The following is a 26,634-nucleotide window of genomic DNA, read 5'->3' as shown; positions in this document are numbered from 1 at the left end:
TTTTGTCGCACGTGCGATAGCCGCGTCTGTACCATTCAAGTGGGTTGCCGGTGACACGGTCTACGGTGTTGGCGATATCGAACAGCAGCTACGGCGGGCAGGCAAAGGCTATGTGCTCGGGGTCAGCAGCTCTCATGTCGTCCGATCCTGGGGCAAGCGACAGCCGGTCGCCGGCAAGGCCGAAGACATCGCCCGGACGCGGCGCCCGTCCGACTGGAAGCGCTTGTCGGCGGGAGCCGGAACCAAAGGACCGAGGCTGCATGACTGGTGTTATCTCGAACTGGCCGATCTCGAGGTCGAGCAGTTCAACAGCGCAAATGATGGTTTATGGACGCGCGGTCTGCTGATCCGTCGCCATATCGCCGATGGCGATCTCGCCTTCTTCACCACCTGGTGCCCAGCGGGAACATCCATTGAAACGCTGGTCGCGGTCGAAGGCCATCGATGGGCGATCGAGGACAGCTTTGAAACCGCGAAAAACGAGTTCGGGCTCGATCACAACGAGAGCAGGTCCTGGCATGGCTGGCATCGCCACGTGTCCCTGGTGATGCTCGCCTTCGCCATGATGGCGGCGATCCGCCATCGCGCCAATCCGCCACCGCCCAAAAAAACCAAACGCCGCCCCCCGGCAAAAGCCAAAGCACACCCACGCCGCCGCTGATCCGTTGGTCAATCCAGGAAATCCGCCGCATCGCCATCAGGCTTGCTCGAAAGCGGATCCAACCCGCGCATGTCATCGCATGGTCATTCTGGCGCAGAGCTCACCAGGCTGCCGCTCAGCGCGCGCATCTCAAAGCAAAACGGCAACTGTAATGCTAGGACGCTGGCTGCGCATGCCGGCCATCACCGAGCGCGGGGAGGACGCCGAAATGCTTGCGATCCTAAGGTGCGGCTTCCGCTGACATACCGGAGCGGCCCGCTGGTGATTGAGCTCGAATATCGCGTGGCTTCGGAAAATGCGCGCGCCTTCCACAACGTTATGCAGAATGTGCAGCTCTATCGGCAACGCAACGGCGCCTATGGCTGGTCGATTGGGCGTGATATCGCCGACCCGAGCTGTGGACCGAGCGCTATCACTGCCCGACATGGCTCGATTATTTGCGCCAACGCAACCGCTGGACACGCTCGGAGCGCGCATTAGATGCAAGGCCACGGCTTTCCATATCGGGCCTGAGCCCGTGCGTCTCCGTCCGTATGCTGGAGCGCCGTTTGGATCGGTACGCTGGAAGGATGATGTGCCCGACCGCGCCGCGAGTGAGCTCTAGCTGCGGGTTGGAAGTGCGCACAGGCACTAGCAGTCGTCCCTTCCGTGCCCCCCATTCAAAAAGCCCCGGGCGTGTTGACGCGCTTGCGCTTCGCGAGCCCCTCGCCGTCGCAAGTTGCCTAGAGGACTTCCACCTCCAAGCTGTGGCTGATACTCGGCACAAAAAAGGGGCCACTCTGATGAGTGGCCCAAGTCTGCGAGAGAATGTCCCAGCAGAGCCTCTGGGATCAGGCCGCAGCCTGTTCGATCGGCGAGAAGGGAAGCCCGAGACTCTCGGCGACAGCCTTATAGGTTAGCCGGCCCCGATAGACATTTAGGCCAGCGCGCAGATGCGGATCTTCGAGCACAGCTGCAAATCCTTTACTTGCGAGAGCCACACCAAAAGGTAGCGTAGCGTTGTTGAGTGCCTGGCTTGAGGTGAGCGGCACAGCTCCGGGCATGTTTGCAACGCAATAATGGATCACGCCATCCACCTCATAGGTTGGATCGGCATGTGTCGTCGCCCGCGATGTCTCGAAACATCCGCCCTGATCGATCGCCACGTCCACGATCACGGAGCCTTTGCGCATCGAGCTCAACATACCTCGGCTGACCAGTTTCGGCGCGCTCGCGCCAGGAACGAGAACGGCGCCAATGACAACATCTGCCGCAAATACCTCTTCTTCAACGGCCTCGATCGTCGAGAATCTGGTCCGTACTCGCCCTTGGAACTGCTCATCCAGTTCGCGAAGCCTGGGAATCGAACGGTCGAGGATTGTGACCTCAGCGCCTAAGCCTGCCGCCATCCTTGCAGCGTGAGTGCCGACAACGCCCCCGCCGATCACCACGATGCGAGCGGGTGGCACGCCCGGTACCCCGGCAATCAGCAGTCCCCGTCCGCCGGCGTACCTCTTCAGCGCGGCGCCCGCGGCCTCGATCGCAAGTCGTCCCGCAACCTCGCTCATAGGGGCAAGCAGTGGAAGGCCGCCGTTCGCGTCAGTCACAGTTTCATAGGCAATTGCGGTGCAGCCAGACTTGATAAGGCCCTTCGCCTGCTCCGGATCCGGAGCCAAATGCAGATAAGTGAAGAGGATCTGGTTTTCTCGCAGCTGCGTCCATTCGGAGGGCTGTGGCTCCTTGACTTTCACGATCATTTCGCTCGACGCGAACACCTCGCGAGCAGAGGCCGCAATCGTCGCTCCAGCTTTTCGGTAAATCTCATCTGTCGCGCCAATCCCGGCGCCGGCGTTCGTCTCGAGCAATACGCTGTGGCCAGCGGCCACGTATTCGCGGACGGCCCCAGGCGTCAGGCCGACGCGGTACTCGTGCGTCTTGATTTCCTTGGGAACACCGACCTTCATTTGCAATCTCCATGGTGAGCAGCTCGTTGTAATCGGAAGAGCGTTACAAACCTGCGGGGCGAGAGGCCAAATAGCGCAGTAATCCGGCGATCTTCTCCGCCTGCTTGCAGGATTTCGAACAGGCGACCGAAGACCGCCGAGATGGCAGGGATGCTACCACAGGGTGGCGAGACCTGATGCGGCCCCGGCAGCCAAACCAAACACTCCTGATCAGGATTGATCTACGCCGGATTGGATCGACTTCTTCGTTGTTTTGCCTCATTCGCAACGATGCTCGATTCGCTAACACGAGTAGCGCTTGCGATGGAGGCCCGTTGGTTCATCAAAGGATGGATCGGGTTTTTCAAAGGTCTGCTGAACGATTGATCGAAAGTACGCATCGAGACGCAGCTCAGCAGAGCATGGCTTGGGTCGCCGCTGCGCTCAAACTATCGTGCTTCGCATATCTCGCTCCTCCCGCGAGCCGGGCAGTGCTTGCAACCTGATCTCGACATATCCCCCTCCGGGACCGTCATCCATCTGCAGCGCGGCTACGACTCCGTCGATCCGGTGGTACGTCGGGCAATGCGCCAGCCTAAGCTCTTCCGATCGGGGCCCTGATTTGAAGTGCGAAATCGGCCGAAGCCTGAACGCGCTCTGTTCGAAGAAGCCGACAAATTTGGAATCCGCTGCGGGTTTACATTCGCTATCCTCGATGACAGGTGCGTAATCGCCGCGCTGAGCTTTGCAACTGAACGAGCTCGAAGATCTTCTGCGTTTCCAAGCTCCGAGCTGAGGTCCGCCCAAAAATCTGGCGCCACGACGTCAATCGCGGCATCATCAAAAGCCTGATCAGCATGAACACAGGAATCAGCCTCGTGTTCGAGGCCGACATAGGCGCAAATTTTGCCGGCCTTGTTTACCGGGAGCTGCGCGATGGCGCGGGTGCGAGCCGATTCGAGCTTTCTGCCTATTGGCGCGCCGACAATGAAACCCGGCGCTGCACGAATTCCTGAAGTTGGTCTCTGAGCGCTACCCATCGCCTTCGAGTGGTCGCTGACGCGCGTGGCGCGCTTTCCGGAAGCTCCTGTCGGCTGCCATGAACCGGGCCAGCATGGGCGCGATAAGCTTAGCTGGATCGCCGATCGGCTGAGCGGTCTCCTGCGCAAGGATCTCGGCATATGCCACGAGATCCCTGTGCACGCTCGCGGGCAGTTCATGCGTAATCTTGATCGGCTTGTCGTCGTGGATTGCGCCGAGCTTTAACTTGGGCATCGTTCTCACCCCCTATACGGTTCGAGCACCAGGTCACGGTTGACGATCACCCGCACCGGAAATCCCGGACGGATCGTCAAAGTTGGCTGAATGTTGAGATTGCGGCGGACTATCTGCTGGCCCGCTTGATTGATCGATTCCCCAGCTCCACGGCGGAGCGCGGCAATGAGATCGCTGTTGGTATTGCCGCTATCCGCCCCGGAATTCACCTCCGTGCCGACGGAAAGCAGCGTCGAAAGAGCGGCGGCCCCCAACAATTCCTTCCAATGATTGTCGACTTCGTCCTCAAGACCAGAGTAACCTGCCGCATCTGCGCCGGGCTGCCGTTCCAAAACAATCGACCTCCCATTCGGCATGATAAGGCGCGTCCACACCAGGAGCACGCGCGACTGTCCAAATGCGACCTGGCTATCGTAGCTCCCGATCAGCCTTGCTCCCTGGGGGATAAGGCGAGCTCGCCCGGTAGGAGAATCGTACACCGCTTCTGTGACTTGGGCTGTGATCTGGCCAGGCAGGTCGGAGCGGATTCCTGTGATCAGCGCGGCCGGAATGACCGTTCCGGCCTGAACGACAAAAGGCGAAGCGGGCCTCACAAGGCGATCGGAGCTTGTCGTCCGACGATCGACCGTTGCACTGACGAACGCAAGCTTTCGGTCTTGGCCATTTTGAGCAAATGCTTCGTCGGATGATGGCGCGGCGGATGAACGAGCTTCGCTCGATGAGGTGGCAGGGACCTGTGGCCGGACATTGGTGCTGGCAAATACCTTGCTGATCCGTGCCGCCTCGCTCTCCTGGCTGAGACGCTGCTGTTCGGCATCGATGCCGAGGGAGCTGGATGTCGAAGACCCCTGTGCTGCGACGATCGGCCGGCCGAGATCGCCCGGCAAGGGCGGCCCTAGACGCGGCACGTCCTTCGGGATCTCGGTGTAATCCTTTGGTAAGGTCGCGAGCTGATCGGCGATATTGTGGTGGTCGGTGGCGTAAAGCTCCTCAGGCGCTGAAGTATGAGACCGTTTCTCCTGCAGCGCCCAGAGCACCGCGCCGGTGACCAGCACGAGCACAGAAGCGCTGACGCCTATCAGGACCTTTCGCGAGAGGCGCGCAACTTGCGGAGGATCCGGCCGAAGCCGGAGCGCTTCGGCGATCTCTTCCGGTGGCCTGGCCCGAGGTGGTTCGTTTGGTTCATCGATCGCCTGGTCACTATCGTTCAAAGCGACCTCCCGTCGGTTCGCACGATCCTGACCTTCTGCTGGTGCTCCTCGCCGAGCCTCAGCTCGGCGGCCGCGAACAGCCGGTCAACAATCAGCACATTTCCGTAAGCGCGGTAGTTGACGATCTCGGCTTTACCGTCGGGCCCGATCACGAAAAGCGGCGGCATCTCGCCCTGACTGACGCCGGAGGAGAATTCGACATAGGTTTTGCGGCCGTCATCATAAGCGTTGACGGGACGCCACGGCGGGCTGTCGCCCTCGATCGCGTAACGGTACCGGCGCGCCGGCAGGTCCGGAATAAAGGGTGCCGGCGGTAGAGCTCGCGTTCGCCCGCCACGATCCGCCGGATAGAACCAGGCGACCGAGGGCATATAGGGCTTTTCTTTGGCGCGAAGCTCGATCAGGTAAGTACGGCGATCAGTATTGACGACGAGGTTGGTCTCGATCGAGGGACGGGTGGGCTTGACCATGATGTGAACGCGGCGGGTGTCGCCGCTGCCACTCTCGGTGTCGCCGACCACCCAGCGGACGGTATCGCCTGCGGCGACCGGTCCTGAGCCGATCAGCTGCTCACCGGGCTCGAGGGCAATGTCCGTAATTTGCCCCGGCGCGGCATAGATCTGGTAGAGCGCGCCCGGACTATAGGAAAACACTTGCACCGCATTGTAGTAGCCGGCTTTGCGAGGCTGCACGCGTGCAGCGTCATTTGCGGTTTCGATGCGCTCGACAGGCTCCTTGGGCTCCGCGCTGTTGCCGCCTCGTGCAGCCTTCCAGGCCGGCGGCACATGCAGCGGTCGCGGGCGATCATCGGCAAGCGCCGGCAAGTCCGGTGCCGGCGGGAGCTCGTTGTCGTAGCTGATTTGCGGCGGCCTGAAGGTCGTGCAGCCGCCGAGCGTCGAGACACAGACCAGAAGAGCCAGAGGCAAGCACGGCCGCGCTTTTCGTGACACAATAACGAGACCTGTTGGCATGTTAGCCGAGCTCCTTTGACCAGTTGATCGCGTTGACGTAGATGCCGAGGGGATTTTTGCGTAGGCGATCCAGATCGCGAGGCATTTCCACGACGATGGTGAGGATCGCGCTCCACCGCTCCGTTGCGGCAAGCTGACCGTTCTCGTAGCGCCGCTCGATCCAGGCCAGGCGAAAGCTCTCAGGGGAGGCCCGGATGACGCTAGACACTTCGATCGCGACTTGCGTTTTGCCGAGCTTGGCGAATGGTTCGTTGTTGCGGGCATAATCGTTGAGCGCCGCGGCACCGCGATCAGTCGTGAAATCGTAAGCGCGCAGCCAGTTTTCGCGGAGCACGATGGCGTCCATCGGCAGACCACGCACATGCTCGACGAATCGTGCCAGGTGAAAAGCGACTTGGGGGTCGGTCGGTTGGTAGCTGGCATTTGCCGGAGCGACAGTCTTGGCTTCCCCCAATTGGTCGACCTCAACCACCCACGGCGTGATCGTCCCGTGTGCGGATTGCCAGACCAGAGCGGCGGCAAAACAGCCGGACAAGAAGAGGGAGCCAAACGCCATCAGGCGCCAGTTTTTGGCCTGGACGCGCGCAGACCCAATGCGATCATCCCAGACCTGGGCGGCGCGTTGATACGGAGTGACAGGCTCCGGCATGCGGCCATAGTGAACGGCCGATCGTTTGAACATTGTTTGACCTCAAGATGCTCAGGAATGGAAATGGTCGATGTGAAGCGTCAGCGGTCTTGTTGCGAGAGGTCGACAGATCCGCCGCCCACGCCGTGATCGCCGGAACGGATCGCCTGGGTAGCCGCTGATGCGCCATGGCTGATCGTCTGCGCTCGCTTCATCCGACGAACCCAAGGGGGCGCGTCGGACCCAGCGGCGGAAGAGTCCCCCTCTTCACGACCGGCATGGTTCGGCGCTCCGCCAAGACCAGTGGCGACCGAACGTAAAGGACTAGCCGCACCTGACGCACTTGCCTCTGCGCCGGACATGCTCCCCGCCCGCGACACGCTCATCGTACCATTTGCAATCGCGCTGCCTCCACGTGCCGCGCCAGCAATCGCGCCGCCGGCGAGACCGGCCGCGCCGGCGGCGAGACCTGCGCCAGCCGCAACAACGCCACCGGCGGCGAGGCCTGTCCCGACAGCGCTTCCGGCGCCAAGCTGCGGACCTCCGGAGACGATGCCGTTGGCAATACCGGGCCCGAAAATCCCGAGCCCCAGAAGTGTGAGCGCACCGAGCACCAGCGCCATCGCATTCTCGATGGTCGGCTGGTTGCCGCCGAAGCCTGCCGTGAACTGCGAGAAGAAGGTCGATCCGATGCCGACAATGACGGCCAGGACCAGGACCTTGACGCCGGAAGAGATTACGTTGCCCAGCACTCGCTCGGCCGCAAAGGCCGTCTTGCCGAAGAGGCCAAAGGGGATCAGCACGAAGCCGGCAAGTGTCGTCAGTTTGAACTCGACAAGCGTGACGAAAAGCTGGATCGCGAGAATAAAGAAGGCCAACAGCACCACGATCCAGGCGAACAGCAGGACCACGATCTGCACGAAATTCTCGAAGAAGCTGACGTAACCCATGAGCCCCGAGATCGAGTCGAGGATGGGTCGGCCGGCATCAAGGCCAACTTGGGCGATCCGGCCCGGCCGCAGAAAATCTGTCGACGACAGGCTTGTGCCTGACGCTTTTAGCCCAAGGCCTGCAAAGCTCTCGAAGACGATGCGCGCAAGGCTGTTCCAATTGCTGATCAGATAGGCAAAGACGCCGACAAACAATGTCTTCTTGACGAGCCGGGCAAGAATCTCCTCATCAGTGCCAAAGGACCAGAACAGGCCCGCGAGCGTGAGGTCGATCGCCGCCAGCGTCGTGGCGAGATACCCCACTTCGCCTCCGACGAGGCCAAACCCGGAATCGATGTAGCGGGTGAAGGTTTCCAGGAATTGATCGATGACGGAGGTACCACCCATGGGTCACTCGCTTTGGCTTGGAATGGAGGGAAAACCGGACGGGAGGCGACTTTCGTCCTTGCGCAGGACAGGAGAGAGGAATGGCGCGGCGCCTGTCCGGCTGTCCGGATCACCTGTCGATCTACTTCCTGCCAAGAACTGCCTGCGCTGCTCGGCCCAGATCTTCTGGCATTCGAGAAGAGCCTCTTTCTGCTCGTAGGTGACGGTGCGGCATTGCTCGAGCTTTGCTGCGGTCGCATCGGATTTTGAGGCGAGATAGACGGAAGATTGGGTCGCGCTCCTGTCCTCAGGCAACCGAATGGCGCAGACGCCAACCACCAGGACAGCAAGACCAAGGGCTGCCGCGGCGGGCAGTCGTTCAAGTCGTTTCTTCATGATCAGTGAAACATCTGCACGGTTGTTGGTTGGTAGCCCTGCCCCTGGCTAAGAAAGCGCCGCAGTTGCTCCCTGCCCTGATCCTGCGCAGCTGCGCGCTGGGCAGACTCGAGCGTTTCCGCACGACCTTGCGACGCGACAGTAGCCGTAAGGTCCGCAAGCTGCTGAGCTTGCAACGCAAGGAGCTGGTTGCCGGCCTGACTTGCCTGAAGCGCACCCGATGCGCCCTGGCTCGCCGTCACCAGGGCGGACATTTGGGTGCGGTTGGTGTCGAGATTGCGGACAACACTCGCTTGGAGCCGCATGGCGTCCTGCAGCCCGGCAACGGAGTTCTGCCAACGCGTCTGCGCATTCCCGACAAGGAGCCCATTGGACATGCTGACCGATGCCGGCGCATAGGTGGTGGAAAACGCGCGATCGACCTGCTCGACATCATAGGCAATTCGCTGTGCCTGCGAGAGTAGCTGCTGGGTGCGCTGAATCGATTGCTCGAGCTGTTGTAACGACGAATAAGGCAGGCTGGCCAGGTTCTTCGCCTGATTGATCAGCATCTGCGCTTCGTTCTGCAGCGAGGTGATCTGGTTGTTGATCTGCTGCAGCTCACGCGCGGCGGTCAGCACATTCTGAACGTAGTTGTTGGGATCGAAAACGATCCACTGCGCCTTTGCTCTGCCGGGCGCTTGGACCATGATCATGGCGATGATGCTTGCCGCCAGAATCGGCCGGATCCAGTTCATGAGAGCGCTCCTTGTTGGGCGAGCTGCGGAATGAGATTGCAGGCCCAGCCGAGGTCGCGCGCCATGAGCCAACCGGTCACGAACTCGTCCCTTCCGTGCTCGGCAAGCACCCGGTCGACGAGAGCCTGGTCGGCTTTGGACGAGGCGGCCACGAAGGCGAGGGCGATTTCGCCAAGTCCGAGCTCGAACAGGCGGTTGCCGCGTCGAGATTGGCAGTAGTAGTGTCGCTTGGGGGTGGCGCGGGCGAGGATCTCGGTCTGGCGGTCGTTCAGCCCAAAGCGCCGGTAAATCGCCATGATCTGCGGCTCGACGGCGCGATCGTTTGGCAACAGGATCCGGGTCGGGCAGCTCTCAATGATGGCAGGCGCGATTTTGGAGCCGTCGACATCGGCGAGCGACTGGGTCGCAAAAACGACGGAGGCGTTCTTCTTGCGAAGCGTTTTGAGCCATTCGCGGAGCTTGCCGGCAAAATCGGCATCATCGAGCGCGAGCCAGCCTTCGTCGATGATGAGCAGTGTCGGACGGCCGTCTAAGCGGTCCTCGATCCGGTGAAACAGATACGCCAGAACTGCGGGCGCGACAGAGGTCCCAATCAATCCCTCGGTCTCGAACACCTGGACGGAGGCTTCACCGAGCGTTTCGTGCTCGCCGTCCAGCAACCGCGCGTATGGCCCCCCGAGGCAGTAGGGCTGCAGCGCGCGCTTGAGAGCGTTGGATTGTAGGAGAACGGAGAGCCCAGTCAGCGTCCGCTCGGCAACCGGCGCCGAGGCGAGCGAGGTCAACGCCGACCAGACATGATCCTTAGTCTCAGGCGTGACCTCGATCCGCTCGCGCGACAGGATCGATGCGATCCAGTCGGATGCCCAGCCTCGCTCGCCGAGATCGTCGATGCGCGCGAGCGGCTGGAGGGCGACGAGTTCTGACGGATCGAGCGCGCCGCCGAGATCATGCCAGTCGCCGCCCATGGCGATGGCCGATGCGCGGATCGAGCCGCCGAAGTCAAACGCAATGATCTGCGCCGCGCTGTAGCGGCGGAACTGCAGCGCCATGAGCGCCAGCAGGACCGACTTGCCGGCGCCCGTCGGTCCGATGACCAGCGTGTGGCCGACATCTCCGACATGCAGAGAAAACCGGAATGGCGTGGAACCTTCAGTCTTGCCGAAGAACAATGGGGGCGCCTTGAAGTGGTGATCCCTCACCTCTCCGGCCCATACCGCAGATAGCGGGATCATATGGGCGAGGTTCAGGGTCGAGACCGGCGGCTGGCGGACGTTCGCATAAGTTTGTCCCGGCAGGCTGCCGAGCCAGGCTTCGACGGCATTGACCGTCTCGGCCATGCAGGTGAAGTCTCGGCCCTGGATAACCTTTTCGGCGAGGCGGAGCTTTTCGTCGGCTGCGCGCGGATCCCTGTCCCAGACCGTGACCGTTGCCGTGACGAAGACCTGGCCGATCTGATCCGAACCCAATTCCTGGAGCGCACTGTCCGCATCCATCGCCTTGTTGTGGGCATCGGTATCCAAAAGCGCGGAGGCCTCGTTCGTCATCACCTCCTTCAGGATCGAGGCGATCGACTTGCGCTTGGCAAACCATTGACGCCTGATCCTGGTGAGCAGCTTTGTGGCATCTGTCTTGTCGAGCATGATCGCGCGCGTCGACCAGCGGTACGGGAATGCCAGCCGGTTCAGCTCGTCGAGAATCCCGGGCGTGGTCGCAGTCGGAAACCCCACGAGCGTCAGAACGCGCAGATGCGCGTCGCCCAGCATGGGTTCAAGGCCGCCTACCAGCGATTGATCGGCTAGCAACGCATCGAGATACATCGGGATTTCTGGCACGCGCACCCGGTGCCGTTTGGTCGAGACCGTCGAATGCAGGTAGGTCAGCGTTTGCTCGTTATCAAGCCAACGGCATTCCGGCATGAAACCCTCGACCAGCTGCAGCACGCGGCTGGTCCGGTCACTAAAGCCGGCGAGCAGCTCGCGTGCATCGGCTCCCGCAGCGCGCTGGCTGCCCTCGTACAGCAGGCGCTCTGCTGCGGCCGCACTCTCTGCCGGAGGCAAATAAAGGAAAGTCAGGTAGTAGCTCGACTCGTAATGACTGCCGGCTTCCTCGAATTGCGCCTTCCGCTCCGCATCCACCAGCGCCGAGGCGACGTCCGGGAATGTATCCGGCGGATAGCGTCCGGCCGAATGCCGCTGCGCCTCGACGAACACGGCCCACCCGGATCCGAGACGACGGAGTGCATTGTTGAGGCGGCCAGCGACCGCAACGAGCTCGGCCGGCACGGAGCTGTCGAGATCCGGCCCTCTGAACCGGGCCGTTCGCTGAAACGATCCATCCTTATTGAGAATGATCCCTTCATCGACCAGGGCAGCCCAGGGCAGGAAGTCGGCAAGACGTGTGCTTGAACGGCGGTATTCGGCAAGATTCATCATGGGACGACTTCAGGTTCTGAGGTGAGCGGGAACGCGAACATGCCGGCGCACGACTTCCACGAATTCCGGATCGCGCTTTGCGGCCCAGACCGCAGCCATGTGGCCCACGAAAGCGAGGAGAAGGCCGGCCAGCCACATGCGCAGGCCGAGACCGAGTGCGGCGGCCAGTGTGCCGTTGAGGATGGCAACCGCGCGCGGCGCGCCGCCCATCAGGATCGGTTCGGTGAGCGCGCGGTGGACGGGAGCCACAAATTCCGGGACTGGCTCGTCCATCAGATCACCACTCCGCCGCCGAATGAGAAGAACGAAAGGAAGAAGCTCGATGCGGCGAATGCGATCGACAGGCCGAACACGATCTGGACTAGCCGCCGGAAACCACCCGAGGTGTCGCCAAAGGCGAGCGACAGCCCGGTCACGATGATGATGATGACCGCAATGATCTTTGCGACGGGACCTTCGACCGATTGCAGGATCTGGTTCAGCGGCTGCTCCCAAGGCATGTTCGAGCCGGCGGCCCAGGCCGGCGCGCTGGCTAGGGCAAGGCTGGAGAACGCCACAATTGAGATGAAGCCGCGCCCGAGAGACGATCGTGTGGTCATGACTGATCTCCGATGTTCGAAAGGCTGTAGTCGCCCAATGATCCAAGGCCGTCGACGCTGGCGAGTTCGCTCAACCGCCGTTCGCCGCCACGGCCAGAGAGAACGGCGATGACGTTGATGGTTTCTCCGATCAGGGCGCGCGGGACGGTGATGACGGCTTCCTGGATCAGCTGCTCGAGCCGGCGCAGCGCGCCAAGCGAGGTCCCGGCGTGTATCGTTCCGATGCCGCCGGGATGGCCTGTGCCCCAGGCTTTCAAAAGATCGAGCGCTTCGGCCCCACGGACCTCGCCGATCGGAATGCGATCGGGGCGCAGGCGAAGAGAGGAGCGCACAAGATCAGAGAGCGAGATCACGCCGTCCTTGGTCCGCAGCGCCACCAGGTTCGGTGCCATGCACTGAAGCTCCCGGGTATCTTCGATGAGAACGACACGGTCCGATCCTTTGGCAACCTCGGCAAGCAGCGCATTTGTCAGCGTCGTCTTGCCGGTCGAGGTGCCGCCGGCGACCAGGATGTTCTTCCGTGCGGCGACCGCATTGCGAAGCGCGCTCGCTTGGCTCACGTTCATGATGCCTGCGGCGACATAGTCGTCCAGGCCGAACACGGCGACCGCCGGTTTGCGGATCGCAAACGTCGGCGCCGCAACAACGGGCGGCAGCAATCCTTCGAAACGTTCCCCCGTTTCCGGCAGCTCAGCCGAAATCCTGGGCGAGCCGGGATGAACTTCTGCTCCTACATAGTGCGCGACCAGTCGGACGATTCGTTCGCCATCCGCTGCCGAAAGGCTCTCTCCGGTGTCTGTAAGGCCGCTCGACAGTCCGTCGATCCACAGCCGGCCGTCGGGATTGAGCATCACCTCGACGATTGCCGGATCTTCCAAAAATCCTGCGATGGCGGGCCCCAACGCGGTACGCAGCATACGCGCTCCGCGCAAGTTCGCTTCTGAATCAAAAGAATGGATCGCCACGATTTGCCCCAAGCTGCTGAGGCCGCTTCCGCGCCCTCATCTGAAGGCAAATAAAAGACAGATCACGTGTTACCGCAACGAAGGGAGTATGCCGTTCGTAGTCTAGCGCAGAGAAAGGAGCATTTGAAAAGAGCGGCGGCTTGACGCGCCGCCCCTCGACCGCGAGGCGAGAAATCAGCAATGAGCAATGGTCCGGAGCTTACTATTTTTACGCCTCGTCGCGGTGTTTGCTCAGGCTCCATTGCTTCTCCTGAACCACTGTCGCTCCCTCGCGTGGGCACGATTGAGCTCCCAGTTTTTTAGGAAGCTCAAACCCGGAATGATGAACCACATCAGCCGGCGGGCTGCCGCAGGTACCAATGCCGACGCTGGGTCCCGTGCACCACCCTGAGCGTAACATGCCCCTGCACCATTCCCCCTGGACTCAGGGTGGCCCAGTACTGCACGAGGATTGCCGACGCAGAATGCAGGCGTTCAAAGAGTGATTTCTAGTCCGCAATGGCCGAGCTGAAATCGCAGATCTACTTGAGCTGCGCGTGTAGCGAGACATGGTCGAGTTCACCTTCCCACCACGACACAAACACCGCGGCAATACCGTTCCCGATGATGTTGGTAAGCGCGCGCACCTCGCTCATGAACTTGTCGATCGAGAATACGATCGCAATGCCCGGGACGAGGTCAGGACTGACCACGGTCAACGTTGCGGCCAGGGTGACGAACCCGGCACCGGTAACACCACTCGCGCCCTTCGAGGTGAGCATCGCCACTACGAGTATCGTGAGCTGCTGGCCGAAGTCGAGATCGACCCCGAGCGCCTGCGCGATGAACAAGGTCGCCAACGTCATGTAAATGTTGGTCCCATCCAAATTGAAAGAGTATCCTGTCGGCACCACCAGGCCCACGACCGGCTTGGAACAGCCCAGCCGTTCGAGTTTTTCCATCAACTGCGGCAGCGCGCTTTCGGACGACGACGTTCCGAGCACGATCAACAGCTCATCCTTGATGTAGAAGATGAACTTTAGAATAGAAAAACCGACCAAGCGCGCGACCAGGCCAAGCACAATGATCACGAAGAGCCCGGCTGTCACATAGAACAGAGCAACCAAGCTGATGAGTTTACCGAGCGCGGACGGTCCGAATTCGCCGATAGTGTAGGCCATGGCGCCGAACGCCCCGATTGGCGCTGCCTTCATTACGATCCTAATGACACCAAACACCGCGTGTGCAGCATCGTCGACCAGACTGCGCATCCGCTCACCCCGCTGGCCAAGCGCCATCAGCGAGAACCCGAATAGGATGGCAAACAGCAGCACCTGTAGCACGTCGCCTCGCGCCAGAGCGCCAACTACGCTATCCGGAATAATATTGAGGAGGAAATCGACCGCCTTCTGCCCTTCCGCTCTTTTAACGTAGTTGGCTACCGCCGCGGCATCAGCCCTGGGAGCGAGCCCATGACCGGCCTGAACGAGATTGCCCATCACGAGACCCAGGATCAGCGCAAAGGTTGACACGATCTCGAAGTAAAGCAGCGCCTTGACGCCGACTCGGCCGACCTTTCGTGCATCCTGAACATGCGCAATTCCGGACACAACAGTGCAGAAGATGATCGGGGCGATCACCATTTTGATCAGCTTGATGAATCCGTCACCAAGCGCTTTGACCCAGCTGTTCGTCCCCACAGAAGGCCACAACCAGCCAACGAGAACGCCAATCAGGATCGCGATGAGTACCTGGATATAAAGAACATTGTACCAGGGGCCAGATGGCTGGAACAGGGCGGCGGCTTTAACAGAGCGGCGCTGGCGGTGATTGTACATCACGCTCGACCCGGCGCCGTGGTACCAAAGCGGAGTGACAATGAAGGCACGGCTTCGCTCAGTGTTCCCTTAGCGGGGCACGCACAGCGCACTGACCGCTTTAAAAAACCCCGTCCGTTGCCACCGGTTGCCGGCTCTCCCGAATGGGCTTGCGGCCAACGCGAAACAAAGTCCTGAATCCCTTCTGAAACCAGCGGTAAAAACTTGAGAAAGCTTCCTTGAGAGTTCGAATGCATCAGCGTCACCACCCACTTCAATCTTTTTTGGTTGTTCGAAGATGCGACCAGCATGTTAAATGCCGCCACCCTTAGCAGCCGGCGACCACTCTTCACCTGAGGCATTCTCGCCGTATCGCGCCGGACCGCGACCGTACGTTGAAGAGACATTCACCGTAAAGAACTTGTGGTGGTGCGGCGCGCCTGCGTTCACCCCTCACTCGTCCTATCCTGGCTTCAGGTGAATGCCCGGACATTCCCAAAGGCATCAACTTCGATCGAAAACCACAAGGGCCGAGAAGACATAGCCAGTAGCATTGCTCACGCTGCCTCCATTGGCGATCCCGGTTCCGCCTTTTCGGGAGCTGTGTTTTGCGGTGCCGAACAACACTCCTCGTAACAGAGCTTCTCACTCCTGTAGCTCGCCAAGGCCTGGAGGGAGCACTGCACGAGATCCCGTTTCGCTACATCGGAGGCAGGCGCTGCATCCAGCCATTTCAGCGCCACCTCGACCAATTCGATCGCGCGATCCCTGTTACCGGTCTCGTAATAGTACCGAGCGACCGCCCCGTACGAGAGGAACTTCGCGCCCTCGCTGCCTTGGGGCGGATTCGCCGCGAGGATGTGTTCGGAGAGGTCCCTGCCCATGGCAAAGCGCTCGGCATGTGGGAAACCGGAGTAGTCTTTCGCGGGGTCGAAGAGTTGGCGGATGGCCACGCTCATCCAAACCACAGATTTCTTGTCGATCGCATCGCGAACCAATTGGCGCAATACCGCCAAGCCGGCCCGCATGTCGCGTATCTTGTGAAGCAACAATTCCGCATGAAGCCCACGGATGGTGACATCGTCCGGCATCGCAGCGAGTGCCTCCTCAACCCCTGAAAGGGCTGCCGCCCAATCCTTACTATTCATGGCGGCTTCAAGTCTGGCAAAGATCGGTTCCACCAGCGCTCGCTTCTGCGATAGTTCGCGCTTTCTGCGTCTGCCCGTGGTTATCCTCTCCGCATCCAGGGCTTTGGCTTCGTCGCTCACTGCCCAGGAGCCGTTCAGAACTTTTGGCAACAAGTTATCGAGTTGCGTCGGATGGCCGATAAAGGCGAAGCGGCCGTCACGATCGACCACGAATGACGAGGGAATCCCGACAGAAAAGCTGGGATCCATCCAAAGCTTGTTCATTTCGCCGGAGTAGTCGAATGCGATCGCGAAGTTCAGATCTGGCAAGCTCTTCGTCAACCAAGCGTCCAAGCTGGCTCGCGCTTCATCTGCCGTCGAAACTTGTTCGTGAGCCGCGATGCCCACCACCTCAACTCCGTTGCTCCTGTATTTGCTCTGCAGGGTCACCAAATTCGGCATCGAGGCGATACATGGTCCGCACCACGTCGCCCAAAACTCGATGATGTATACTTTCCCAGGCTCGAACTTTGTAAGGGGTTGGCCACGGAGCCAGTCCTCAACTTTGATGGAGGGAGCCGGCGAACCGACTCTCAGCACATTCTCCGCACCGACTTGACTTGCGCTCTCAGTCACACTGGTCATTGCTCAAATTCGCTTTACCTGGCTCTGTGGAAAACAACAGCAAGTCGCATGCCAGCCAGCGCTCATTCATATTACGCATTTTTCGTATCATTCCTGTCGACCTTGCGACGCATGTCGCATATCCGACCAGCTGTTTGGAGCTTCTTAAGCAATCAGTCGGCCGGACCTCCTTAACGCAGACCGAAGAGGCGGGAAGTCAGGCAGAAGGCCGAGTTCACCACTCCACATCATGATCGGTTTCCAGGATAACCATTTCGGCGCTCGGGATCATGACGTGAACTGACCTGCTTTGGCCCGTCGACTTGCGCTTGACGGCGATCTCAGATTTCCAATTCAACCATTTGAACCAAGGGGCGATGAACCAGACTAGTGCGACCAGCTGCAGCACAACATTCATACTGAACGCCGTCTGATACGCGATTGAGGGGTAGTGTCCGTCCTTTACCGGCCATTGCTCGAGAATTAACCCCGTCCCGTACTGGACGAGGAAAGCCCACCCGAAATGCAGAACGTTGAGCACGCCGTTTGCGCGCGCGATCAGTTGGGCCGGAAAGTAATCTCCGATGATCGCGTAGCTGAGGACGATTGCTGATCCGACCACCGCCACAACGATCCACGACGGTAGCGACGGGAATGGCGGATGCAATATCAGCGCGAGTTCGGCTGCAATGAACACAGCAGCTATGATTGAGAGCAACGTTTCAATGTTCTTGCCATGCCGGCGCAGTGAATCGGCGACCACGCTGAGCAGCAATGCGCCAATGCTTAGGGCTATCGCCATTGCGAGCAATCGAGTGACAAGGCTTGTTCGATCCAACCCTTCCACATCGCTCAGCCAGGACGCTGCCCACAAGGACTGCAGGGCCCACGCGGACCCGATACATGTTGAAGAAATCGGCGCAATTCTCCAGAACCGCCCATCCGTATAGACGGTCTTCAGGCTGACTGTCCCTGGAGGGCTCTTCGCAGTTGCCTCATGCTCTGGAACCAAAAAATAGATCGAAGCGGCCGCGGAGGCGCTGGATGCGGCAAGCACCTCAAATAGACCGCGCCAGCCTATCCAGTTAAGCAATGCCTCGGCTGGTGCGGTTGCCGTTACCGCGCCCAGTGCACCCAGCATGATCATACAGCCGTTGATGAGCGCCACGCGCTCTCTCGGAAACCAGAGCACGACTGTTTTCAGGCCAGACATGAGGGAAGCTGCGGTACCTAATGCTATCATCGCGCGAGCAATCAGAAGCGACAGAAATCCATTCGATAGTCCGAAAAGCGCAGCGCCTGCGGCAGCCAGCAGCAAGAGCGCACCCTGGACTCGGCGCGGACCGAAGCGATCCAAGAGCATGCCCATCGGAATCTGGCTGCCGGTAAGGACTAGAAAGTAGATCGAGCCCAACAGCCCCAAATCGGCCGTACCAAGCCCCAATTCAGAGGCGAGGCGGTCACAAATGAGCGTGTTGATCATCCGAAACAGGTAGGAAAGATAACATCCCGCTGCAAAGGGAAGGAACACGCAAGAGATGATCCGCCAGCTCCAACCCCGGTTGACCGGCTTCTCGCCTGATCTCAGCCCAGCGGCATCGCTGCGCGTGTCGCTCAAAACGCGGCCACTGGCTTTAACACAAGGCGTTTGGCAGCTGTCGAAAGTGGATATTGCTGCCGCCCTCCTCGGCGACAGCACCCGCGTTTGAGTTTTCACCTACGACGGCCACGCAGTGGGTTTCTTCTTCAACTGGCGCTCGTGGAACGGCGCGTGACGCTCCGCCGCCCAATTCAGGCCCGGATCGGCTGGAACTTCCCGAGCTATCAATTGCCTCCTGCAGCAAGGGCCGGCCAAACCGTACGCGACGATCGACCTGCTCGGCAAAAGCCTTGAAGCGCTCGAGGCCCAGTACGCACGCCTCGTCCTGCTTGGATGGCGGCATCGGCGGGGTCAGCGTGAGGTGGTATCGCACATGGAGAGCCACTGTTTCCGCGATCACCGCAATGTCCGTCCGCAGACTGAGCACCTGCTTATTCGTTCGCTCGATCGCCTCGTAAACCAGGCCCTCTATACGCGGCGCCGGATCCAGGAAGCGCTCAAGTGCCGCCTCGACGACGACGCTCTTGCCCATACCAGGGCGGTCAGTCGCGGCTTCGAGTCGCTGGAAAATGCACTCAGAAAGTTGAATTGTTATCTTTCTGGTCTGCTGAGCTTCGCTTGGACTCGGCTGCGCGTCCACCTCAGCTTCATTCCGAGTTGAGCTCGGTTCTTCCCGGCGCCCGCCGCTAATCTGCATACTCCAGCTTCCTTCTTTCTGCGACCGCACACCGCCTGCGCTTGCTCGCGCGTGGTCTGGATGTTTGGTCGAAACAGATGAATCGCCCTGCGATGACGCACGACAAAAGGGCCGAGACCGCATGCCGCTTCAACCGCGGGGACATTCTGGTCGCAGCCTGGCGTACCGAAAGAAAGAAAGGGCGGATTCCTAAAGACCAGCGCCAGACGTCGTAGCCTCTTGTGCCTCTAGACAGCAGGTCGCCGATAGACGCGCGATTTCGGGGACGGTGCGTGCACCCTTACGTCAAATCGACAAAGTTGCCGATCCAAAACGAGGCGCAGGCGCAATCTAGATGCGCCCTCGCGCCCTCGAGGTCGCGAACGACCCGCGCGGACGCACCGGCCTTATTCCCTGTGCGGTGATGCGCCTCGTAAGAAGCGCACCAGCTCATGCGGCGACCAAATACACCCGCGCCTCGCCCGATTTCCGGCATGCATCACCAGCGTGCGATAGGACTTACACCCGTTCGCGTGCCGCACGTCGAGCCCGTCCTACGGCTGTTCAAACGTATCAGCAGGCCCGGTGCGACCACTCACCTGTCAGGAGGCCTCAGGGGAACTGTCGGTCCCGCTGGCAGGCGGGTGGATCGCGCAGCGGGTCCCCCTCGTTATGGCTACAGACGTAGCGCTCGTTGTGCCGGTCCTCGCCAGCCACGCGATTCATGGGTCCGCCGCACCCCGGGCGTCGCTTCCGGATCGATGGAGGACTGAAATGTGAATTGCCCCTGCCGACGGCGAGCTTACTTGCGCCAAATCGGCTGCTACAGCCTCGTTGCAGAACATTCTGCGAAAGGCCCCCCTGTTCGCCCGCCCGATGTACTTAAGTGCAAATCCTGGTGGCGTTGAGTGAGGGCACATCATGGATGTCGAGTTCTACAGGAGCTTTGCAGAGCGGGCCCACGATGGCTGATCAGGCCGATCCGTTCACGCGAAAGCGGCTTCTGGTGCTGGCCGAGAAATACGATGCTAAGCTGGGGAAACCTTCGCCGGCCAGCCGCAATCTTCAACGCACGCTGCCGCTGCACCGCACCGTGCCAGCCGTAAGCACCATTTCTGATGGTGCCGAAGCTTGAGGAAGAGCGCCGGCCGCGAGGGCGACTGCGACGCCTGCAGCGGCAGCAAGCATCACCCCTCTAAGGCGCTGGATTTTCCAGGGATGGTACGCGAACTACGCCGGAAAGGATGCGCACCCAAACCGGAGTGAGCATGCCGGATGGCACCCGTCGACTGCCCTCACCGCACTTCAGAAGCACTGTGGTCACAGCTTGCCGGTGGAGGCATTCACCAAATGGACCGAGGAGCATGCCGGCCAAACGACCGGTAGATGAGTATCGGGACCGATCTGCTCCAGTCCCGTCAGCAGTTGCTGCACGTTCATGCCCGTCTGCGCGGGCACCTGAAAAGTACTGATTGCTCCATCCCGCCAGCATAGGCCTGGATACTGCGCCCTGAAAGTGCGGTTGTTTACTGAGAGCGTGCCAGCGCCGCAGAGCACCGTGCGGCGGCAGTTATGAATTTTCATCGCATCTGGAGGCCGGGTCCAGGACACAGCTTTTCGTACTCTTTGGCCCATTTCTCGAGCCGCGGGCTGGGTCCGGATCGTTGAGCGCAACCGTGGGCACCTTCTCGGCGAGTAATCTGGTTTTTGTCGTCCTCCATAAAATTCCTAACCCGAATGGGCGCTCGTGTTGCGCAGGATTGCCGTTGCATGGAGATCACATAGCTTGAGTGCGCGTTCACCTTCAGACGCCAGCTTCCCCGGCGGGGATCGCCTGGACCTGATCTGTCCGCCGTTTGGCGCCACTCGGAAAGACCTGCCGTGACGAGCCGTCTCGAGCTGACGATGTAGGCTCCCAACATGAGCGGGTCCTCATCGAGGCAACATCCAGATCTCAAGGCGGGGCGCGGCAAGGATGGGCGCGGCGGTCAGCGTAACTTTTCGAACACCTGAAGCGAACTTGCCGCTGCAGTGACCGGGTGCGCTGTAGGCTGAAGGTCATTGGCGAGGCTCCGCAGCTAGTCATTTCTCCAATAGAGAACCGGTCTGGATCATGCCAAGCGGCCCGCATGGCCCTGCTGCAAACAAGCTCTTTCTCTTTGCGCACGTGACTCTCGGGCGATTACCTGATCTCCGGCCGTTCGGGTCGAAGCGGGGATGCGCCATCTCCGGCTCGGGCGGGGAGGACCAAAAAATGTCAAGAGGCGTCCGCAGCACGGTCCTCGCGATGAAGGCCGGCAGTCGCCACGCTCCTCGGAGGAATAGTCCGTTCATGGACGTGCGAAGAAGGTGTTCGGTCGATCAGGAGGCTGATCAGTTCAGGGCGACTGTAGTGACCGCTTGCATCCATCACTCTCTTGCGCCCGTCGATTTCGATGAAGTCGAGATCGGCAATCACCTCTCCTTCACCTTCCTTCAGGGGCTCGCCTATCAATTGACCATCGGGGGCAACGATAGCCGTGAAGCAACCGCCGGAAATCGGGGCGATAGCAGCGCCCGTGTCATTGGCAATTTGGGCTTGTTGGTCGGCGTTGAGCCATGCGGTTGCGCTGACGACGAAGCAGGCCGATTCAAGGGCATGCTGTCGGGTGCTCACTTCCGTTTGCTGGGAGAAAAGAGGGCCGAAGATTGAGCCGGGGTACATCGCGGAGTGGATCTGCTCGCCATCGGCAATCAAGGCGTATCTTGCCAGCGGGAGATAATGTTCCCAGCACGCAAGCTGGCCGATCCGGCCAACGGCGCTGTCTACGGCGCGAAGGCCGGCACCGTCGCCTTGGCCCCAGACCATCCGCTCATGATAGGTGGGGGTGATCTTGCGGCGACGCTGGATCAGCGTGCCGTCCGCATCGAACAGGAGCTGAGTGTTATAGATCGATCCTCCGTCCCGCTCATTGGCGCCGACCGAAACGACCATTTGGGCGTCCTTGGCCGCATCACCGATCGCATGCGTCTCCGCAGAGGGTACCGTAAGGGACTGCTCAAGCAGCCTCTGATGCTCCTTGGCAAGCGTGAAGGGCGGCTGGACGAACGAGAAATACGGGTAGTAGGGAATGATGGTCTCGGGAAACGTGGCGAAACGCACCCCCTTTTTGCCCAATTCGCGAATCTTTCTGGTGATCTTCTCGACTGTCCCCTCTCGGCTGTACAACACGGGGCTGATCTGTACGGCGGCTGCCTTAATGATTTTTCTCATTCTGTTCTCTGCACATTGTGAGTATCCGCGTTGCACTGCAACTGGTGTAGAGGATGACGGATGACTCTCACGGGGGCTCTTCGAGCCCATGGGGGCTTGTTGGGCTCAAGGCTGTGTGCGTCTGCCATCGACAGCCACGTCGATGCCGGTGATGTAGGATGCGTCGCCCAAAGCGAGGAAGCTCACGCGCCGCGATCTTCCGTGGCTTACCGAAGTGTTTCGCGGCTATCTGCTCCAGCGGGACCGTTCCGCGGTCTTGCACGCTGGTCTCGAAAATGCCGATGTTTCTAAACAGCGGACTTTCGGTGACGCCCGAGCTCTCGGCGTTTATCCGAGCGCTTCGGCGGATCAGTTGGGTGCCAAGGGCTCGCGTCAAGTGGCACAGTTCGGCCTTGGATGCCGACACAACCGATGTTCCCGCGATTCCGACCTGATTGGACGAAGAAGCCGTGAAGACGATCTCGCTCGGGTTGCGCGCGAGAGGCAGCGCCTTGTGAGTATTGAAATAGAATCCGGGGAAATTGACGAAGACGTCAACGCTCTGCTGAGTTGTTTGCGCGAGCGAGCCGAGTTTCGCGATTTCGGCATTGGCATCGAAATGGGCTATAACAGTTTCGCGCTTTCCTCCGAAGCGGGATAGCCGGCGCGAAAAATAGCCGAGCCTCGCTGTCGGGATAGCTTCGCGATTCCCTGCAGGACTTTGGCTCATGACGCGTTTTCCGCATCACTTGGCTTATGCATTGACGGATAGGGCTTTCTGCCCACTGTGTCGGTAGTCGCGTCGGCGACTGCCGTAGTCAAATGATGCGCCATCATGTAGTACGTGGTGAAGTGGCCCCTCTTGCTCGCGATCTTACCGTTCTTGCGAGTGACGCTGCCCTTCTCACGTTTGGTAATCAGCTTCATCTTGCACCGCTTCGCGATCAGGGGCATCGGGACAAGCTTCCATCCTGTGGCCTTGCGCAACTCTGCTTGCGTAACGCCGTCTTGTCGCGAGGCCATCGAGCTGATCAGATTGATCTTGGTGTGAGGATGCTTGGCCATCATCGCCATCCGGCGGGATTGGGTCTCATTCAACGGCTCCAAGCCAATGTGCTTCTCCAGTTGTCCTTCCATCGAAAGTGGACGATGTAGTTCCGTTCCTCTGGAATTGTGGAAACATATTGCAGGCGGTCTCAGGGGTTGCCTCATTGCAATCTGACGTAAACGGATAACGTTACACCAGTTTGCTGAAGTTTGGGGCAGTGCAAGTTCTCGCATTTTCGACAGGATTTCGCAGACTAAGACCGTGCAAGGTGGATTGCTAACACAGAGGCCCTGCGATGCAATCCGCAAAAACTGGTAGGCCAACTTTTGAGAAGAGCTTCCGGAACTCTGGAGAGGCTTCCGCTTGCTCAAGCAAGCAGCGTTACCCCATCGAGCGGCAGCTCGAATGCAGGCCGTACCTCGTCTCAACTCGCTTCAGATTTCAGCATTCATGTCATGCGGCCTCCCAGCCCTCAGATATCTGCCGTCGGTCCCGATCTAAGGCGCTCGGTCCGTTCGATTTGGCCCTGTCGTTATCGGGTCCTCGTGATAACGAACCTTGGTGGCACGCAGCGGGTGGAGGCCCGACACCATCACAATCGCCTCTTTCGATGAGAGCTGCATGACTTCGCCAGGCGTCAGGAGAGGACAGGACGTTTCTTGGCGGCTCACACCATCAAGTGTCCAAGCCAGGGGGCTTATGCGATGCCCGGCATAGTTTTTCATCGCGCGCAGTTCGGTCGCGGTCCCCAGCGCATCCGAGACGCGCTTAGCGGTGCGCTCGTCATTGTGGAGACGGCTATCCGGATGTGACGATTGTCGAGGTCGCGTGGTTCGGTCCATAGGCGCGTTCTAACTGGTTCAAGCTCTGAGTGATCAGGAAACTGCGAATGCCATAGCCGGCCATGAAGGCAAGCTGGCTCTCGAACAAATCGAGGCGGCCCAGAGCTGCATGACTCGTGGAGCATCAGGAGGAGCTTTTGACGGCGCCGGTCGGGATCCAGGCTCTCGGTCAGGCGCCGTCCGATCTGATTGAGGATGAGCCACATCAGGAACTTTGTGTGGACGATGTCGGATGGCGGCACGACGAGATAGAGTGAAACGGGCTGCGGTTTGTCGACGAGATCGAGAATGCGCCAATCGCTCCGCGCGGTGACCTTAGCAACGACCGGATCGCGATAAAGGCGCAAGAAGCTCATTGTGGTCGACAGCACGCCCGACCGCTCGTTCTCGCTCGCAGCTCTCGCGCTGCTGAAGCGACGACGGGATGAACGCGATCACCAAGTTGAGCCCCGGCAAGTGTCTTGTCAGCTTCAGCGTAGAGGACATGCAGGATAGCGCCGACGAGCAGAGAATGGCTGGTTTTTCCCAATGGTTGCGGCGCTCGAGCGCCCCTTCGGGATCAACCAGGATATGCAGACATTTTGCGCTTCTCGTACTTCCCAAGTTGTAGGCGGCGCTTGCCGTGTTTGTCGGTCGAATAAGATTACATCTCCAAGGCGCGCGCGCCATCCCGAGGTCAACTGGAAATTCTCGCGCTTGATTTCGTGGACGATCACCGAACGCGGCCACTCCCGCTCGAGCGAAGGCGACCAGGGCACAAGCTGAAAGCCGAGGCCGTTCTCGATCATCGCGAAGCGTGCGGACGCCACTGACAGACGTCCACGATAATCCCCTCAGATCTGCTCACCTACATCAGATGATAAGTGCGGAAGCCCCGCTTGCTCCATGAGCCGTCGTGTAACGACGTCGAGTTCGCGGTCGCGGAGGCTTTCGATCACGTTGCGGCTTAGCCGGACCTTGTTGCCATCGCGCCGGGCGGGTCCTTGGTCGGCCAAAACATCGATGCGCCGTTCAAGTGCGCACGGACCTCGGCGCCAAACGCAATGCGCGAGAGCTCGGCAGGATCTCGCGCGACGAGCTGCCGGTCTAGCCACGTTGCTCCATCCGCCGCGACCTGCTGGTCCAGAAAGAGCTCCGAGCGAACCGCGAGCCCAATCCGTGTTCGACCACGGGTGTCCGCAAACCGGCGCAGTTCCACGATCCCACCGATCGGCGCATCGCCGGCCGCCTCGACAGCAGGAAGCTTCACGTGATGCACACGCCCGTCAATCCCGTCGACAACGGCAAAGGCTGTGCCCTTCATCAAGCCCGCGCCCGATGAGACGGCCAACGATTGGTTCGCCATGAGTTTCGCCCTCCAGTGCCCAGGATGCGGGGGTGCGGCTGGCGCCGTCCGCGTGAGGGCTTTGTGCAGCCGCTTGATGATATCACCGCGCTCGCCCAGCGCGCGCAAGCTCGCCTCCGCATCGGGGGCCAGAACCCGGACGGCGGGGCCCGCAGGTTCCGCCAAACCGCGCCGCGCGAGCGTCCGCATGCGCCCGATCCGCTTTCCCGCAATGGATCGCGCCCGGCATCCCGCTCGGACCTCAAATTGATAACGCCGTCCGCCGTCCCCGCTTCCCGGGCAAGCGTCCGATCGAGTGTGGTCCAGCGTTCGGCTGTCGTGTCCGCCTCAAGGCTCTGGCGAGTCTCGAGCTCCGAACGAGGGCCAAGTTCGCGCATGACAAGGTCGCTGGCGCCGGCGCGCAAGCCCATAGCGAAATAACCGCGACTGATGATGAGGTCGGCACCATCATCGGTACGGCCCCGCACGAGGATGTGAATGTGCGGATGCTCTGTATTCGAGTGGTCGACCGCCACCAGTCAAGCCGTGTGCCAGGGTCGCGCGAGGCTTGGTCCATCAGCTCCCGACTGAAGCTACGCAGGCTGGCAAATTCACCCGCATCATCAGGCGAGACAATGAACCTAAAATGATGGCGGTCACCCTCGCAACGCCTGACGAAGGCGCAACCGTCCGCATCATCCGCCTCGGCGTCGAATAGTTTGCCCTGAGCGCCGTCTCGTGTGATTCCGTCGCGCTGCAGGTAACCAATATCGGCGCGCAACGCGCCCGGCGAACGCATCCGCCGCACCACCCGCGCCTTGACCATAGCACCGCGGCCGCTGGCGTTGAGCCGTGCCGCAGCGATGCTCGCGGCGCGGCCGCGTCCAAACTTTCCGCCACGGCCATCCTTGCCTCGCGAGAGGCCGCCGGACTTCTGAGCGGCTGTGAGTACCTGCGCCACAAACGGCTTTGTCCGGGGCGCGCGCGTGGAGCGGATACGGCCGGGACGGGTCCGAAGATCATCCTTGCGCGTCATTCCGGCCGCCGCAAGGCATCGAAAGCCGTGTAAGAACAGCGCCTTGGGGAAAGCTGAACTTTGCTCCGAGTCGCCGCAATGTTTAGTCGATCATTGAAATCCATACACTTTCTGTCACAACCGACCGGCCGCACCTTGCGGCTTTTATCCTGCCGTCTTAATCGGTCGTGTCGTCTGTCTGACCTCAGCCATTCTCGCTTCCTTTCTCGCTTGCGA

23 protein-coding genes and 3 pseudogenes are annotated in these 26,634 nt (G+C 60.5%); 5 read left to right on the top strand and 21 right to left on the bottom strand.

The features are described from left to right. Together IVA75_RS08235 and IVA75_RS08230 are read left to right on the top strand one after the other, a co-directional pair. Positions 1 to 661: IS701 family transposase (locus IVA75_RS08235; protein ID WP_247358930.1), on the top strand; the 661-nt coding region annotated here is incomplete at its 5' end. A 151-nt stretch (positions 662 to 812) separates the two neighbouring features. Beyond that, a pseudogene (locus IVA75_RS08230) lies at positions 813 to 1,265 on the top strand (MFS transporter); the annotation flags it as partial. Between the two features lie 226 nt (positions 1,266 to 1,491). On the opposite strand, the gene ald reads toward IVA75_RS08230, so the two are convergent. After that, positions 1,492 to 2,604, bottom strand: a complete 1,113-nt coding sequence (gene ald / locus IVA75_RS08225) for an alanine dehydrogenase (RefSeq protein ID WP_247289311.1) — start codon at positions 2,602 to 2,604, stop codon at positions 1,492 to 1,494. A gap of 606 nt (positions 2,605 to 3,210) precedes the next feature. On the opposite strand from ald, the gene IVA75_RS08220 reads away from it, so the two are divergent. Further along, positions 3,211 to 3,435: an autoinducer binding domain-containing protein gene (locus IVA75_RS08220; RefSeq protein WP_247289310.1), complete on the top strand. Its 225-nt coding sequence runs from the start codon at positions 3,211 to 3,213 to the stop codon at positions 3,433 to 3,435. Further along, positions 3,360 to 3,643: pseudogene (locus tag IVA75_RS08215) on the top strand (LysR family transcriptional regulator); the annotation flags it as partial. The gene IVA75_RS08220 and the pseudogene IVA75_RS08215, both read left to right, overlap by 76 nt. On the opposite strand, the gene IVA75_RS08210 reads toward IVA75_RS08215, so the two are convergent. The 15 genes from IVA75_RS08210 to IVA75_RS08140 form a co-directional block, all read right to left on the bottom strand. Beyond that, entirely contained in the window at positions 3,616 to 3,858 is a 243-nt protein-coding gene (locus IVA75_RS08210; protein WP_247289307.1) for a DUF2274 domain-containing protein, read from the bottom strand. The pseudogene IVA75_RS08215 and the gene IVA75_RS08210 overlap by 28 nt on opposite strands. A gap of 5 nt (positions 3,859 to 3,863) precedes the next feature. After that, positions 3,864 to 5,069 (bottom strand): TrbI/VirB10 family protein, encoded by a 1,206-nt coding sequence (locus IVA75_RS08205; RefSeq protein ID WP_247289306.1) that lies wholly within the window; start codon positions 5,067 to 5,069, stop codon positions 3,864 to 3,866. Then, complete coding sequence (gene trbG, locus IVA75_RS08200) at positions 5,066 to 6,040, bottom strand: P-type conjugative transfer protein TrbG (protein WP_247289304.1); 975 nt, start codon at positions 6,038 to 6,040, stop codon at positions 5,066 to 5,068. Before trbG ends, IVA75_RS08205 begins: the two co-directional genes overlap by 4 nt. Position 6,041: 1 nt before the next feature. Continuing rightward, positions 6,042 to 6,722, bottom strand: coding sequence for a conjugal transfer protein TrbF (gene trbF / locus IVA75_RS08195; RefSeq protein WP_247289301.1), 681 nt, complete (start codon positions 6,720 to 6,722; stop codon positions 6,042 to 6,044). A 47-nt stretch (positions 6,723 to 6,769) separates the two neighbouring features. Beyond that, positions 6,770 to 8,005 carry a P-type conjugative transfer protein TrbL gene (gene trbL, locus IVA75_RS08190; protein WP_247289299.1) on the bottom strand — a complete coding sequence of 412 codons (1,236 nt, stop codon included), beginning with the start codon at positions 8,003 to 8,005 and terminating at the stop codon, positions 6,770 to 6,772. 3 nt (positions 8,006 to 8,008) lie between these two features. After that, a complete protein-coding gene (trbK-alt, locus tag IVA75_RS08185) occupies positions 8,009 to 8,380 on the bottom strand; it encodes a putative entry exclusion protein TrbK-alt (RefSeq protein ID WP_247289297.1) in 372 nt (123 codons plus the stop codon). Positions 8,381 to 8,382: 2 nt separating this feature from the next. After that, positions 8,383 to 9,117, bottom strand: coding sequence for a P-type conjugative transfer protein TrbJ (gene trbJ / locus IVA75_RS08180; protein WP_247289295.1), 735 nt, complete (start codon positions 9,115 to 9,117; stop codon positions 8,383 to 8,385). Further along, positions 9,114 to 11,549 carry a conjugal transfer protein TrbE gene (gene trbE, locus IVA75_RS08175; RefSeq protein ID WP_247289293.1) on the bottom strand — a complete coding sequence of 812 codons (2,436 nt, stop codon included), beginning with the start codon at positions 11,547 to 11,549 and terminating at the stop codon, positions 9,114 to 9,116. The genes trbJ and trbE overlap by 4 nt, the downstream gene beginning before the upstream one ends. Positions 11,550 to 11,558: 9 nt before the next feature. Then, positions 11,559 to 11,822, bottom strand: a complete 264-nt coding sequence (locus tag IVA75_RS08170; RefSeq protein WP_247289291.1) for a VirB3 family type IV secretion system protein — start codon at positions 11,820 to 11,822, stop codon at positions 11,559 to 11,561. Further along, positions 11,822 to 12,148: a TrbC/VirB2 family protein gene (locus tag IVA75_RS08165; RefSeq protein ID WP_247289289.1), complete on the bottom strand. Its 327-nt coding sequence runs from the start codon at positions 12,146 to 12,148 to the stop codon at positions 11,822 to 11,824. The genes IVA75_RS08170 and IVA75_RS08165 overlap by 1 nt, the downstream gene beginning before the upstream one ends. Continuing rightward, positions 12,145 to 13,065: a P-type conjugative transfer ATPase TrbB gene (trbB, locus tag IVA75_RS08160; protein WP_247289287.1), complete on the bottom strand. Its 921-nt coding sequence runs from the start codon at positions 13,063 to 13,065 to the stop codon at positions 12,145 to 12,147. The genes IVA75_RS08165 and trbB overlap by 4 nt, the downstream gene beginning before the upstream one ends. Before the next feature lie 569 nt (positions 13,066 to 13,634). Next, positions 13,635 to 14,930, bottom strand: coding sequence for a C4-dicarboxylate transporter DctA (gene dctA / locus IVA75_RS08155; RefSeq protein WP_018459007.1), 1,296 nt, complete (start codon positions 14,928 to 14,930; stop codon positions 13,635 to 13,637). A 536-nt stretch (positions 14,931 to 15,466) separates the two neighbouring features. Beyond that, the gene (locus tag IVA75_RS08150; protein ID WP_247289285.1) at positions 15,467 to 16,681 is read right to left on the bottom strand and encodes a TlpA disulfide reductase family protein; all 1,215 of its coding nucleotides are present in this window, start codon (positions 16,679 to 16,681) and stop codon (positions 15,467 to 15,469) included. Positions 16,682 to 16,895: 214 nt separating this feature from the next. Next, a complete protein-coding gene (locus tag IVA75_RS08145) occupies positions 16,896 to 18,191 on the bottom strand; it encodes an MFS transporter (protein ID WP_346658416.1) in 1,296 nt (431 codons plus the stop codon). A 103-nt stretch (positions 18,192 to 18,294) separates the two neighbouring features. Continuing rightward, complete coding sequence (locus IVA75_RS08140) at positions 18,295 to 18,957, bottom strand: hypothetical protein (protein ID WP_247289283.1); 663 nt, start codon at positions 18,955 to 18,957, stop codon at positions 18,295 to 18,297. A 943-nt stretch (positions 18,958 to 19,900) separates the two neighbouring features. Between IVA75_RS08140 and IVA75_RS08135 the strand changes: the two genes are divergently transcribed. Further along, positions 19,901 to 20,071, top strand: coding sequence for a hypothetical protein (locus IVA75_RS08135; RefSeq protein ID WP_247289281.1), 171 nt, complete (start codon positions 19,901 to 19,903; stop codon positions 20,069 to 20,071). 1,122 nt (positions 20,072 to 21,193) lie between these two features. Here the strand turns inward: IVA75_RS08135 and IVA75_RS08130 are convergent. The 5 genes and pseudogenes from IVA75_RS08130 to IVA75_RS08110 all read right to left on the bottom strand — a co-directional run bounded on the left by IVA75_RS08130 (position 21,194) and on the right by IVA75_RS08110 (position 25,592). Continuing rightward, complete coding sequence (locus IVA75_RS08130) at positions 21,194 to 22,189, bottom strand: nitrilase-related carbon-nitrogen hydrolase (RefSeq protein WP_247289279.1); 996 nt, start codon at positions 22,187 to 22,189, stop codon at positions 21,194 to 21,196. Positions 22,190 to 22,256: 67 nt separating this feature from the next. Beyond that, positions 22,257 to 22,898 (bottom strand): SDR family oxidoreductase, encoded by a 642-nt coding sequence (locus IVA75_RS08125; RefSeq protein WP_026233706.1) that lies wholly within the window; start codon positions 22,896 to 22,898, stop codon positions 22,257 to 22,259. Further along, the gene (locus tag IVA75_RS08120; protein ID WP_247289277.1) at positions 22,895 to 23,305 is read right to left on the bottom strand and encodes a hypothetical protein; all 411 of its coding nucleotides are present in this window, start codon (positions 23,303 to 23,305) and stop codon (positions 22,895 to 22,897) included. Before IVA75_RS08120 ends, IVA75_RS08125 begins: the two co-directional genes overlap by 4 nt. Positions 23,306 to 23,755: 450 nt before the next feature. Beyond that, positions 23,756 to 24,804: pseudogene (locus IVA75_RS08115) on the bottom strand (type IV secretory system conjugative DNA transfer family protein); the annotation flags it as partial. A 200-nt stretch (positions 24,805 to 25,004) separates the two neighbouring features. Next, complete coding sequence (locus IVA75_RS08110; protein WP_247289275.1) at positions 25,005 to 25,592, bottom strand: DUF3363 domain-containing protein; 588 nt, start codon at positions 25,590 to 25,592, stop codon at positions 25,005 to 25,007. Positions 25,593 to 26,634: the final 1,042 nt, after the last annotated feature.

It is taken from the genome of Bradyrhizobium sp. 134, assembly GCF_023074155.1.
In the GTDB taxonomy this organism is placed as follows: domain Bacteria; phylum Pseudomonadota; class Alphaproteobacteria; order Rhizobiales; family Xanthobacteraceae; genus Bradyrhizobium.
This window is presented reverse-complemented; position numbering and strand designations above follow the sequence as displayed.